This is a genomic window from Anabaena subtropica FACHB-260 (genome assembly GCF_014697105.1).
Taxonomy (GTDB): domain Bacteria; phylum Cyanobacteriota; class Cyanobacteriia; order Cyanobacteriales; family Nostocaceae; genus Trichormus; species Trichormus subtropicus.
On the sequence record NZ_JACJRF010000077.1, the window covers coordinates 1 to 11,728 of the forward strand.

The window sequence follows — 11,728 nt, forward strand, 5'->3', positions numbered from 1 at the left end:
GATTATGAAGTGTATTCAGAGGTAAGTGAAGCCATGATTTATGGTTCCTTACTTCGTCTCATGGTTAGGCGATTGTCTATTTAATATTTACTTTACGAATCAGCTCTTAGACCCATTCTAGTTAAATCATGATCTTCAATTAAAACAATACTGATTTCACTCATCGTTACACTCACTGCTTCTGTAATTGCTTCTGGCAAACTTTGCTATTTTTTCAGCCACTTCTATCATTTTCCCAAACCAAAGATAGATGATATTTTGATGCGCCTGCATCCACCGATAGAAATAATAAATCTAGTCTTTTCAGGTTTTGATCAGCATAAAAATCAGGCTTTAGATATATCGCTATTTTACAAGAAAATATAAAATACTGAGACTAAAACCTATGCTTGATTATCTTATAATTATTGCTTAAGGATTAATAATAGACATTTTACTTAATCTTCTGACAAATTTTTGCCAATATATTCCCAGAATGTCAATAAATGTTAAAGATGAAAAATCAATATTTAAAAAGTAAATTAAGCTATTTTTAGCTAATAATCAAAATTTTTTAATAGGGGGACAGTGTGTGGGAATTGCAACAAATCAAACAATTCAGGAAAGCGATCGCTACTATGCAAATATTGCAGAAATGGCTCCTGTGGGAATATTTCACACAGACATAATGGGTAATTGTCTTTATGTCAACCAGCGCTGGTGTGAAATTTCTGGTCTATCTTTAAAACAATCATTGGGTCAAGGTTGGCGAGTAGCTATTCATCCAGATGATTTAAAACTCATAGAGGCACAAGCCCAACATTTTTTGCTAAATCGGGAGTCTTTGAAAACAGAATTTCGCTTGCAAAATCATCAAGGTAAAATCACTTGGGTACTGTCAGAAGCAGTAGTAGAAAATGATGATGATGGTCGGGTTGTTGGCTATATCGGCACAATAGTAGATATTAGTCAACGCAAACAAACGGAAATTACTGTCGAAGAACGGGCAAAAGAACTTATCCGCGTCAATACTATCCTGGTTCAAACTACCACTTTATTGCAACAACGCAATCAAGAATTAGACCAGTTTGCTTATGTCGCCTCCCATGATCTGAAGGCACCTTTACGGGCGATCGCTAGTTTATCAGAATGGTTAGAAGAAGACCTAGCAGACAAACTTCCCAAAGAAAACCAACATCAAATGCAGTTGTTGCGGGGTCGGGTGCGTCGCATGGAAGGCTTAATTAATGGCTTACTGGAATATTCGCGCATTGGACGTGTCCACACAGAATTAACTTCAGTCAATGTAGACTCATTACTCAAAGAAGTCATTGACTCGTTGCAACCCCCAGCAACTTTTCAGATCGAAATCCAGCCAGAAATGCCTACCTTCTTCACAAAAAAAGTTCCCCTACAACAGGTTTTTGCCAACTTAATTGACAATGCGATTCAACATCACTCCCGAACTGACGGTCGGGTAAAAATCTCAGTGCGAGACTTGGGCAAGTACTACGAGTTTAGTGTAGCGGATGATGGCCCTGGTATCCCCCTAGAATATCAGGATAAGGTGTTTGTGATTTTCCAAACTCTCGAACCACGCGATCGCAAAGAAAATACTGGGATTGGATTGGCGATCGTCAAAAAAATTGTCGAAACTGAAGGAGGTTTCATTACTTTGAAACCTGTCTCCGGGCCTGGGAGTACATTTTGCTTTACTTGGCCTAAGCGTTCTCCTGAGTAAAGCGGCTCAAGCTTATGGTACACGATGATTTTCTCCAACTCTCACCTATGGGTGAGGACGTGTGTTAAGTCGCTCTTTTACAATTGGGTTGAAGCTTAAACAAGTATTTTATTTTACTGAGTAAAAGCTTAGTCTTCTAAAGCACATAGGCTGAGTATCTGGCTAATTGCTAATCCATGAACAACTGTTCATTTAATATCTAATCTTTAGTAAAAAGCATAGTTTAAATACAAAAAATGCCAGAAAGAGTGATTAACATACTGTTAGTGGAGGATGATGAAGTTGATATTATGAATGTCAAGCGGGCATTCAAGAAAGTTAATATTACTAATCCTATTTACTTAGCAAGTAATGGTTTAGAGGCCCTCACTATTTTGCGTGGTAATCATGATCAATTTCCTAATTTTCCTCAAGAGCGGCGCTTAATTTTGCTAGACTTAAATATGCCCAAAATGGGTGGTATTGAATTCTTGCAAAAATTGAGGTCTGATCCTCAATTACGACCAACTCCCGTAGTTGTGATGACGACATCAAACCAAGATAAAGACCGTGTAGAAGCTTACAATTTAAACGTTGCTGGTTATATCCTTAAGCCTGTAACATTCTCTAGTTTTCTAGAAATGATGGTAGCACTCAACAAGTATTGGATATTATGCGAAATGCCTTAGTTAGCTAATACCAGATTGCTTAGGGTGATAATTATTTTAGCTCTGACATTGAGAACCAGGCTCAATCAAGTCAAAAGATAAGAATTTATTAAGACTATATCTAAAAACTCAAATTTTTAGTGGGATAATTTGAAACCAGAAATGTTGGAAATAAACTTGTATTTGGCATCGAAAATAAAAACCGATGGAAGAGACGCTAAAGATTTTGGTTGTAGACGATGATGATGTAGACCGTATGACAGTTCGTCGTGCTTTGATGAAAGCGGGGGTACGAATGAAACTGTCAGAAGTAAGTGATGGAAATAGTGCGATCTCTGCCTTAAGAAATACTACTTTCGATTGTGCCTTTCTCGATTATCGTTTACCAGACCAAGACGGCTTAACCTTAATTCAAACACTACGTTCCTTAAATATCAAAATTCCTTTAGTAGTTCTGACCTCTCAAGGTGATGAACAAGTTGCAGTAGATTTGATGAAAGCTGGTGCGACAGATTATTTGTCTAAATCTAGAGTTTCGTCGGAAACTTTAGCTCAGGTTTTACGCAGTGCGATACGAATTTATCGTGCGGAAATGCAGGCGGCTATTGCACATCAACAACTGCGAGAAAACCATGAGCAACTAGTGAAGAAAAATCAAGAATTAGAGCAACAACGGCAAAAAATCCAAATCCAAAACTTAAAATTATTGGAAGCATCGCGGCTTAAATCCCAGTTTCTGGCTACTATGTCTCATGAACTGCGGACACCAATGAATGCCATTATTGGGTTTTCGCAAATATTATTACGTCCTAAATTCGGCAATCTTACAGATCAACAAGCCGACATGGTAGAACGTATTCTCAATAATGGGAAGCATCTATTGATGCTACTGAATGAAGTTTTAGATTTCTCAAAATTGGAAGAAGGACAATTAGAACTGAAGCCAGAATTATTTAATTTAACCAAAGTAATTAATGTCGCAGTTGGAGAAATGCGTTCTCTAGCTGAAGCAAAAAAGCTGTCTTTGTTAGTGCATATTGACTTACAAAATCCTTGGGTTGTCAATGACCCCATGCGTATTAAACAAATTTTAATAAATTTATTATCTAACGCTATTAAGTTCACAGAGTCTGGTAGTATTTGGATTGAGGTAGAAGATATACCAGGAAATGGGGTGGCGATCGCAGTTAAAGATACGGGTATTGGCATAGCATCTAAAGATTTTAAACATATTTTTGAAGCTTTCCGACAAGTAGATCAAAGTATTACTCGTAAATATCCAGGGACAGGCTTGGGGTTAGCCATTATTAACTCACTAGTGCAAATGATGAATGGTAAAATTTTTCTAGAAAGTCAATTGGGAGTAGGTTCAATATTCACAATTGAATTACCAAAACAATTGGCATTGTCAAATTTATCCATACCATCTTCTACTTTGCAACTAGATAGTAAAAGTATGATTAGTGCGAATCAAAACCCAATCCAGTCTCAGCCTAAATCTAACCACCTATCAGTAAGAAACTTCCAAATAAAAAAATAATCGATTGCTTTGATGAGCAAGACGAAAGGAAATTTGATAGTTGTATTAGACGCAGGAATAGAGTAATTTAATTTTTGGATGTCTCTGAAAATATCCGAATCTCAAATTATAAATTATTATCACAAAACTTTATTATCATGTCTGTTGTGGAAAATTCTAAAATTGATCGAATTTTGGCTGTTGATGATACTAGAGATAATCTGATTTTGGTGCAAACAATTTTAGAAAGTGAAGGCTATGAGATTGATTTAGCAAGTGATGGCATTTCGGCTTTGCAAAAAGTTGAAGACTCTCCACCAGACTTAATTTTGTTGGACGTAATGATGCCAGGGATCGATGGTTACGAAGTGACAAGACGTATCCGTAATAACCCAGCCATCAACTATATTCCCATTTTGTTAATTACAGCCTTTCACGAATCGAGTGTAGTAGAAGGATTAGATGCAGGTGCGGATGATTTTATTCGCAAACCATTTGATACAGATGAATTATTAGCTAGAGTGCGATCGCTACTACGCCTCAAGCACAGTTTGGATGAACAACGCAAAATGGCGCGTCAAAGGGAAGACTTTGTTTCGCGCCTAACTCACGATTTACGCACACCGTTAGTTGCATCTGATCGGATGTTGGATTTGTTCCAACAAGAAGCCTTTTGTAAAATTTCGCCAGAAATGAAACAGGCGATCGCTGTCATGATTCGCAGTAATCAAAATTTAATGCAAATGGTTAACACTTTGCTAGAAGTGTACCGTTTTGAAGCGGGTAAGAAAACATTAAATTATGAAAGCTGTAACTTAAAGGAAATAGCTCAAGAAGTAGTGAGCGAACTTACCACTTTAACTAATGAGAAAGGTATCACGCTCAAAATAGATAATAGCAATATAGATAATTCAGCAGAGAAAGCTGGTGTAGTAATGGGCGACCCCCTAGAACTACGCCGGGTATTATATAACTTAGTTGCCAATGCCATCAAATTTACCGACAATGGCGGCATTGAAATTCGCTTTTTTGAAACTAATAATCATTGGCTAACAATCGAAATCGAAGATACAGGTTATGGGATTGCACCTGAAGACCAAGCCACCATTTTTGAGCGATTTCGTCAAGGAAGAAATAAACGTTCAGGTAGTGGCTTAGGCTTGCATTTATCCAGCCGCATCGTTGAAGCCCATGAAGGTACAATTAGTCTGACTTCCGAAGTAGGAAAAGGTAGTGTATTCACAGTTAAACTACCTAAAAATACTTAAATTCCATCGCTTTGGCGAATTTCATCGTATTTGGCACGGACTGTTTGTATATCTTGCCACATTAGCCATTTAGGACTACCTTGTTCCTTAGAAGGATTACGCAATAAATAGGAAGGATGAAAAATGGGCATACATAAACGTCCTTCCCACTCTATCCACTGACCACGAATCTTTGTGATTGCTCGTTTCTCGCCAGTCAGACCTTTAACGGAGGTTGCACCTGTGAGCAAAATAATTTTGGGGTCAACAAGGCGTATTTGTTCTAATAAATATGGTAGACAAGCTGCCATTTCATGAGGAGTGGGAACGCGGTTATTGGGTGGTCGGCATTTATTGATGTTAGCTATATATACATCATGCTCAGTATTTAAGCCTACCGAAGCTAAGATTTTATCAAGCAACTGACCTGATCTACCGACAAAAGGTAGACCCGTTTCATCTTCATTTTGACCTGGTGCTTCTCCCACAACCATAATGGGCGCTTTGAGATGTCCCCGTCCGACAACAGCATGAGTACGGGTGCTACCCAATTCACAACGCTGGCACTGATTACAATGCTGTGCCAACTCGTTCATATTCGTATAGGTTCCGGGGGGAACAGGAATTTTGGCATCTGTGGGAATCAGCTCTCGTTGATCAAAGTTTGATTCTTCGTTAAAGAGACTGAGTTGGATTTCGCTACTCATGAAAATCTGGATAATTGGCTTAGTAGCCGCTAATTTGTCTGAGTTTAATGAGTTATGGCTTTTGCAAGATATTTCTCAGACGGATACTGTTAGTAAGAACTGATGTTGACTAGATTCTTATTGTATCAGTAATTATTTACCCCGATCTACTTAAGTATCGCTGCCTATACCTTGTTGATATTGCATTGCTTTGGCATAATCTCCTAAGGCATAGCAAGCTATTTTCAGACTAGCCAAAGCTTGTTCTTCAATGCGGTGGTCTTTAAGGCTTCTCGCTAACAACAGGCGTGCTTCATAATAGATGATCGCTTTGCTATGGTCTCCTAAAGCTTCGCAAGCAACCCCTAAACTGCCGAGAGACTGTTCTTCACTACGCTTATCTTTAAGTTCTCTAGCTAATTGCCAGCGTTTTTCATAATATTTAATTGCTTTAGCGTAATCGCCTATGGCATAGCAGGCATTACCCAGATTTTTCAGCACTTGAGCAGCACTACGAGGATTGTTTAAAGAAAGTGCTATTTTGACACACTTTTCATAGTAGGCGATCGCTTTTGGGTAATTGTCCAAAGCATACCAAGTATTGCCCAGATTTTTCAGGATTTGTTCTATACCCCAGTTATCTTTGAGTTCTTGGACAATTTTGAGGCTTTGCTCTTGATACTCAATCGCTTGGATAAAATTACCAGCAGCTTTGTAAACCAATCCCAAATTATTTAAGGCTGCAACCTGACTGCGCTTGTCTTGTAAATTTTGAGTTAGTTGCAAACACGCTTGGAGAAATTCAATAGCTTTGTGATGGTCGTTCAGATGACGGTAAGCATTACCCAAATGAGACAGGACTTGCATTCGTATTAATAGGTTTGGGGTGTCTGTCAAGGATAAACACTTTTGGGAGTAAGAAATCACATTTCTATAATCTCCTGAGGTGTAAGCTATTAATGCCAATAAAGAAAGCACTTGTTCTTGTTGTTGCACATCCCCAGCTAACTGAAACATCTCTAGGGATTTTTGTAACGACTTTATGGCTGTTATCAAATCCCCTGCTTGCTGTTGTTGAATTCCTTGCCGCAGTAACTTGGATGCCTCTGATGAATGGTTGTCATTTTCTTGGGAAGCCAGAAATTCTTTTGGTACACCTTGGTCAAATTCATAAGTAATTGTGTTGCGCCTTACTTGTTTTAAATATTTGGCAACTTGTACAGGAACCTTATTGTTAATGTTGTTGTTCCCTTCAACGTTTGACATTGACCAATTCCTGTTAACTGGGGTTATGTATTTAGTGTTCCCCAAAATCAGCCGCTTCTTTCACGCACAATACTGATAGTGGTTTTCATGTCGGTAAAATAACTACTTTAATTCCCAATACTTAGCTTCAACGTCCCTTTTTCCTGCTAGTTTTTACTTATAGCTGTTTCTAATTGCATGAGGTACGTAACCTCAACGAGATGTACCTCACTAAAACGAGAAACGCTATATGTCAGATGTGCAGAGGAATTAGCAATGCAAAGACAGTTGGAACCAGAAGTGATGGACAGTTGGCAGGAAGCCAGTGAATATGACGCAATGGATTTTACTGAAGTAAACACTGCCTTTGCTGAGGAAGCCGTGGTTCTCGGCCCGCCAGAACAGGGTTTAGTCTTGGATGTGGGTACTGGCCCTGGTCGGATTCCAGTTTTAATTTGTCAAATGCGCTCCCAGTGGCAGTTAGTTGCGATTGATATGGCTCAAAATATGCTGAAAATTGCTGCACAGCACGTCCAGCAAGCTGGGTTACAAGAACATATTCGCTTGGAACTAGTGGATGCGAAACTTTTACCTTATGAGGATGGAATATTTGATCTAGTTGTCTCCAATAGCCTAGTTCACCATTTACCTGACCCTTTACCTTTTTTTGCAGAAATCAAGCGCGTCTGTAAACCTCACGGTGGTATTTTCATCCGTGATTTATTTCGTCCTGAGGATGAAGCAACTATGAATGCTGTCGTGGCGAGTATTGGCGATGAATACGACGACTATCAAAAAAAATTATTTCGTGATTCTCTCCACGCTGCTCTGACGTTGGATGAGGTTAATCATCTGATTGTAACAGCAGGTTTAAGGGGAGTGCAGATTTATCAGTCAAGCGATCGCCATTGGACTGCTCAACGCAGTTGGACTTCATCTAATTAGAAACATTATGCTGTTCAAGGGTTATCTATTTATTGGTGTTTTTGTATTCCAAATTTGTTCAAATTCGGCTCTAGTGATGCCAAATTCCCGTAAATCCTCATTATCTAGAGGCTTATCACACAACATTCCATAATTATCGGCAAAATGGTTGTCATCATAAGACAAGACATTACCGTTTTCGTAAACTTCTATTTGTCGTGTAGCACACAAATCACTACCTACTTGTATCACTTCTATAAAGTAGGTACTAGTTCCCCAGCTATCAAACTCTCCACCAAGGGTTTCGTCCCAGAACCATTTACAATATTTTTTTTCTTTGGTTGATGAAGACATAATTTATTTACTCCTATATGTAGACTAATACTTTCAAGGTACTCTAAAAGAATATGGTTGTGTGTCTGAGCCACTATTTTGGCTAGAAATTAACTTAGTCAATAATTAGGTAAGGTTAAAAGCACAGATTAATAATATAAAAAGACACAAAAAATACTTTGCGTCTTTTATATAGAGTATGTAATTAAAGGTCAACATTTCCAAAACTACAACTGAGCAAATTAACTAAGTGGGCTGTCGCCAGCACCAGTTAAAGAGTGCGCCACCTGCTAAAAATTTGACTACTTCTAGTAGAAAGTAACTACCGTGTAGTAGATTCATCTTTATGGGAACAGTATATGCTGTATCAAATAAATTTAGATTAACTCCAACAGCAGACATTTGTGGAGTGAAGAAATAAGTATTTAATAGAGCGATCGCTAGCAGCATGAGGGCGACTATTGTACTTTTAGTTTCCCAGTGGTCATGAGTTTTTTTCCAAACTAGTACACCAGTCAAGACTACAGCCGCAGATAACAATTCTAAGCGATTAAAACTCCAAAAAATTACATAACCTGCTGTAGTAAAACCTGCTTGGCTCATCATTCCTGACAGATAGAGACTAGGCATAATTACCCAATCTAAAATTAGGCTAGCACTTAGCCAAAAGCCAAGAGCAAACAAGATAGCGGTTTGCCAACTTGGATGCTTGAATTCAACTTTAGAAATAGCATTCATAAGAATAATTGCTGGGTTTGTCTTTTTAGTTTCTAACTTTTATAGTAACTTTGACAACAGATATCAATTAAGTTTTATAAAACAATTGTATTTTTAAGTAATAATAGTTATCTTTGCAATATTTTAATAATAAATATTAATTTTCCTGGCTAATTATTTAGCTATTAAACAAGGTATAATTACTATCTAATTGGTAAAAAAAAGTAAAGTCATGCGCCTTGCAGTATTTTTGGGTATAGCGATCGCCAGTGTAGCAATACTCAAAGAATGTACCATTCCATCGAGTCAAGCAATTCAGTTGCGAGATGGTACAGTCTATTTTGTCCAACCGCCGCGCCTTGTGGACACTGCAACGACCTACAATCAAGTTAATGTCTGGGGTGCAACATACTATTTCACAGTCAGCTTGCCAGAAAACGCTAGCGAACCCTTACAACAGATAACAATTCACCAGCATCAGGGAGTAGATAATATTCGCTTCGACCTCAAAAACAGTTTTGCTTTTGAAGGTACACGCTCCCGCAAAGGACAGAAAATCGGATTAAAAGATGCGACTAATAATCGTCAAACTAGAACTGTATCCATAACATTTGATCCGCCAGTATCTCCAGGTAAAACCATAACTATTGGCTTAAAACCTTGGCAAAATCCAGCAGTCTCAGGAGTTTATCTATTTGGGATTACAGCCTTTCCCCCTGGTGAAAAAACTCACAGCCAATTTCTCGGTTTTGGCAGGTTGCATTTTTACAATCACAGGAGTAACCATTTTCCCTTCCTATATAGGTGATGATTACTGAAGTGTTGTTTGCCTACTCCACTGTTTCAAAGAGCAATAGTCTTCATATTCCCAGCAAAATTTTTACGAAAAGAGGCTTTCGTGCAGATGTTTTACTGAAAGATAAAATGTTGATATTAAATACCGTGTTATTAAGAATTCAGCTACTCAGAAGGTATGTTGACGGAAGACCAGATGGGCAATTGATTTACCGAAAAACTGGGTTTAAAGCCCCGTCCTTCATTGTTGATGAGGGCAGTAACCTAGAAGTCGAAGTTAAGACGGGTAAAATCGCTGGCTTCTGAAAAATAAATTTAGGGTTTAAAAAAAAGCTCTTGCTGTTACACAAGAGCTTAAAAAGCGTTTGATTGTCAGTGATGAAAGAAAATTTGCAACCTAGTCAAGGTCACTCATAGCCATTGCTGGTTCATTCTCACGGTCGATACCCTTCTCGAAACCACCAGCCGCAGCGCGAGCGCGTCCAGCGTGCCACAAGTGACCAATTAAGAAGAAGAAGCCTAACACGAAGTGAGAAGTAGCCAACCACGCACGAGGAGAGACGTAGTTGAAGGAGTTAATTTCGGTAGCCACACCACCCACAGAGTTCAAAGAACCCAGAGGAGCGTGAGTCATGTATTCAGCAGCGCGACGAGCTTGCCAAGGCTGAATATCGTTCTTGATTTTGTCTAAGTCAAGACCATTAGGCCCGCGTAGAGGCTCTAACCAAGGACCTTGGAAGTCCCAGAAGCGCATGGTTTCACCACCGAAGATGATTTCACCAGAAGGAGAGCGCATCAAGTATTTACCAAGACCTGTGGGGCCTTGTGCAGAACCGACGTTAGCGCCTAAGCGCTGGTCACGAATCAAGAAGGTCAAAGCTTGAGCTTGAGAAGCTTCAGGACCAGTGGGGCCAAAGAATTCGCTGGGGTAAACAGTGTTGTTATACCAAACCATACAAGAAGCGATAAAGCCCATTAAGGACAAAGCGCCTAAGCTGTAGGAAAGGTATGCTTCACCAGACCAAATGAACGCACGACGCGCCCAACCGAAAGGCTTGGTGAAGATGTGCCAGATACCGCCAGATATACAAAGTAAAGCAACCCAAATGTGTCCGCCAATCACATCTTCCATGTTATTAACGCTCACAATCCAACCTTCGCCACCGAAGGGAGCCTTGAGCAAATAACCGAAGATAATAGCTGGGTTAAGTGTAGGGTTAGTAATTACACGTACATCACCACCACCAGGGGCCCATGTGTCATAGACACCGCCAAAGAACATTGCTTTCAATACCAACAGCAACGCACCGCATCCCAGGATGATCAGGTGGAAGCCGATGATATTGGTCATCTTGTTCTTGTCTTTCCAGTCATAACCAAAGAAAGAAGAGTATTCTTCTAAAGTTTCTGGGCCACGAACTGCGTGGTAGATACCACCAAAGCCTAATACAGCAGAAGAAATTAGGTGAAGTACACCAACAACAAAGTAGGGGAAGGTATCAATGACTTCACCACCAATGCCCACACCCCAACCAAGGGTAGCGATGTGAGGTAGCAAGATTAAGCCCTGCTCATACATTGGTTTTTCTGGAATGAAGTGAGCGACTTCAAATAAGGTCATCGCTCCGGCCCAGAATACAATTAAGCCAGCATGAGCAACGTGAGCGCCCAGCAGTTTACCGGATAAGTTAATTAGGCGAGCATTACCAGACCACCAAGCAAAACCGGTTGATTCTTGGTCGCGTCCGCCGCCTAAGCTATTAGAGAGCGTTACCACGTGGTAGTACCTCTTCGGGGAATACAAATTTTTCGTGAGGCTGATCTTGAGGAGCCATCCAAGCGCGGATACCCTCGTTGAGCAAAATGTTCTTGGTATAGAAAGTTTCAAACTCTGG

The 11,728-nt window shown here is 39.5% G+C and carries 12 protein-coding genes and 1 pseudogene; 7 read left to right on the forward strand and 6 right to left on the reverse strand.

Translation table 11 applies throughout. The features are described from left to right. Positions 1-571: 571 nt before the first annotated feature. The 4 genes from H6G18_RS25215 to H6G18_RS23815 all read left to right on the forward strand — a co-directional run bounded on the left by H6G18_RS25215 (position 572) and on the right by H6G18_RS23815 (position 5,154). A complete protein-coding gene (locus H6G18_RS25215; RefSeq protein ID WP_190409559.1) occupies positions 572-1,720 on the forward strand; it encodes an ATP-binding protein in 1,149 nt (382 codons plus the stop codon). Positions 1,721-1,956: 236 nt separating this feature from the next. Further along, positions 1,957-2,388 (forward strand): response regulator, encoded by a 432-nt coding sequence (locus tag H6G18_RS23805; RefSeq protein ID WP_190409560.1) that lies wholly within the window; start codon positions 1,957-1,959, stop codon positions 2,386-2,388. 184 nt (positions 2,389-2,572) lie between these two features. Next, the gene (locus tag H6G18_RS23810) at positions 2,573-3,907 is read left to right on the forward strand and encodes an ATP-binding response regulator (RefSeq protein WP_190409561.1); all 1,335 of its coding nucleotides are present in this window, start codon (positions 2,573-2,575) and stop codon (positions 3,905-3,907) included. A 137-nt stretch (positions 3,908-4,044) separates the two neighbouring features. Then, positions 4,045-5,154 carry a hybrid sensor histidine kinase/response regulator gene (locus H6G18_RS23815; protein WP_190409562.1) on the forward strand — a complete coding sequence of 370 codons (1,110 nt, stop codon included), beginning with the start codon at positions 4,045-4,047 and terminating at the stop codon, positions 5,152-5,154. Here the strand turns inward: H6G18_RS23815 and H6G18_RS23820 are convergent. Next, positions 5,151-5,840: a uracil-DNA glycosylase gene (locus H6G18_RS23820; protein WP_190409563.1), complete on the reverse strand. Its 690-nt coding sequence runs from the start codon at positions 5,838-5,840 to the stop codon at positions 5,151-5,153. The genes H6G18_RS23815 and H6G18_RS23820 overlap by 4 nt on opposite strands. Before the next feature lie 150 nt (positions 5,841-5,990). Further along, entirely contained in the window at positions 5,991-7,085 is a 1,095-nt protein-coding gene (locus H6G18_RS23825; protein WP_190409564.1) for a tetratricopeptide repeat protein, read from the reverse strand. A 255-nt stretch (positions 7,086-7,340) separates the two neighbouring features. Here H6G18_RS23825 and H6G18_RS23830 point away from each other — a divergent pair, with 255 nt between their 5' ends. Next, a complete protein-coding gene (locus H6G18_RS23830; RefSeq protein WP_190409565.1) occupies positions 7,341-8,009 on the forward strand; it encodes a class I SAM-dependent methyltransferase in 669 nt (222 codons plus the stop codon). Positions 8,010-8,030: 21 nt separating this feature from the next. On the opposite strand, the gene H6G18_RS23835 is transcribed toward H6G18_RS23830, so the two are convergent. Both H6G18_RS23835 and H6G18_RS23840 read right to left on the reverse strand, forming a co-directional pair. Further along, positions 8,031-8,342, reverse strand: coding sequence for a hypothetical protein (locus tag H6G18_RS23835; RefSeq protein WP_190409566.1), 312 nt, complete (start codon positions 8,340-8,342; stop codon positions 8,031-8,033). 225 nt (positions 8,343-8,567) lie between these two features. Beyond that, positions 8,568-9,059, reverse strand: coding sequence for a hypothetical protein (locus H6G18_RS23840; protein ID WP_190409567.1), 492 nt, complete (start codon positions 9,057-9,059; stop codon positions 8,568-8,570). A 211-nt stretch (positions 9,060-9,270) separates the two neighbouring features. On the opposite strand from H6G18_RS23840, the gene H6G18_RS23845 reads away from it, so the two are divergent. Continuing rightward, positions 9,271-9,846 carry a DUF2808 domain-containing protein gene (locus H6G18_RS23845; RefSeq protein ID WP_190409568.1) on the forward strand — a complete coding sequence of 192 codons (576 nt, stop codon included), beginning with the start codon at positions 9,271-9,273 and terminating at the stop codon, positions 9,844-9,846. Between the two features lie 116 nt (positions 9,847-9,962). Continuing rightward, on the forward strand, positions 9,963-10,139 hold the full coding sequence (locus tag H6G18_RS24605) for a hypothetical protein (protein ID WP_206757218.1): 177 nt from the start codon (positions 9,963-9,965) through the stop codon (positions 10,137-10,139). A gap of 91 nt (positions 10,140-10,230) precedes the next feature. On the opposite strand, the gene psbC is transcribed toward H6G18_RS24605, so the two are convergent. After that, complete coding sequence (gene psbC / locus H6G18_RS23850) at positions 10,231-11,610, reverse strand: photosystem II reaction center protein CP43 (RefSeq protein WP_190409569.1); 1,380 nt, start codon at positions 11,608-11,610, stop codon at positions 10,231-10,233. Next, positions 11,594-11,728, reverse strand: a pseudogene (locus H6G18_RS23855) (photosystem II D2 protein (photosystem q(a) protein)); the annotation flags it as partial. The pseudogene H6G18_RS23855 and the gene psbC, both read right to left, overlap by 17 nt.

Bases quoted from the DNA above. Each gene is read 5' to 3' on its own strand.
- H6G18_RS23805 (WP_190409560.1), top strand. From the start codon at position 1,957: ATGCCAGAAAGAGTGATTAACATACTGTTAGTGGAGGATGATGAAGTT.
- H6G18_RS23810 (WP_190409561.1), top strand. From the start codon at position 2,573: ATGGAAGAGACGCTAAAGATTTTGGTTGTAGACGATGATGATGTAGAC.
- H6G18_RS23815 (WP_190409562.1), top strand. From the start codon at position 4,045: ATGTCTGTTGTGGAAAATTCTAAAATTGATCGAATTTTGGCTGTTGAT.
- H6G18_RS23820 (WP_190409563.1), bottom strand. From the start codon at position 5,840: ATGAGTAGCGAAATCCAACTCAGTCTCTTTAACGAAGAATCAAACTTT.
- H6G18_RS23825 (WP_190409564.1), bottom strand. From the start codon at position 7,085: ATGTCAAACGTTGAAGGGAACAACAACATTAACAATAAGGTTCCTGTA.
- H6G18_RS23830 (WP_190409565.1), top strand. From the start codon at position 7,341: ATGCAAAGACAGTTGGAACCAGAAGTGATGGACAGTTGGCAGGAAGCC.
- H6G18_RS23835 (WP_190409566.1), bottom strand. From the start codon at position 8,342: ATGTCTTCATCAACCAAAGAAAAAAAATATTGTAAATGGTTCTGGGAC.
- H6G18_RS23840 (WP_190409567.1), bottom strand. From the start codon at position 9,059: ATGAATGCTATTTCTAAAGTTGAATTCAAGCATCCAAGTTGGCAAACC.
- H6G18_RS23845 (WP_190409568.1), top strand. From the start codon at position 9,271: ATGCGCCTTGCAGTATTTTTGGGTATAGCGATCGCCAGTGTAGCAATA.
- H6G18_RS24605 (WP_206757218.1), top strand. From the start codon at position 9,963: ATGTTGATATTAAATACCGTGTTATTAAGAATTCAGCTACTCAGAAGG.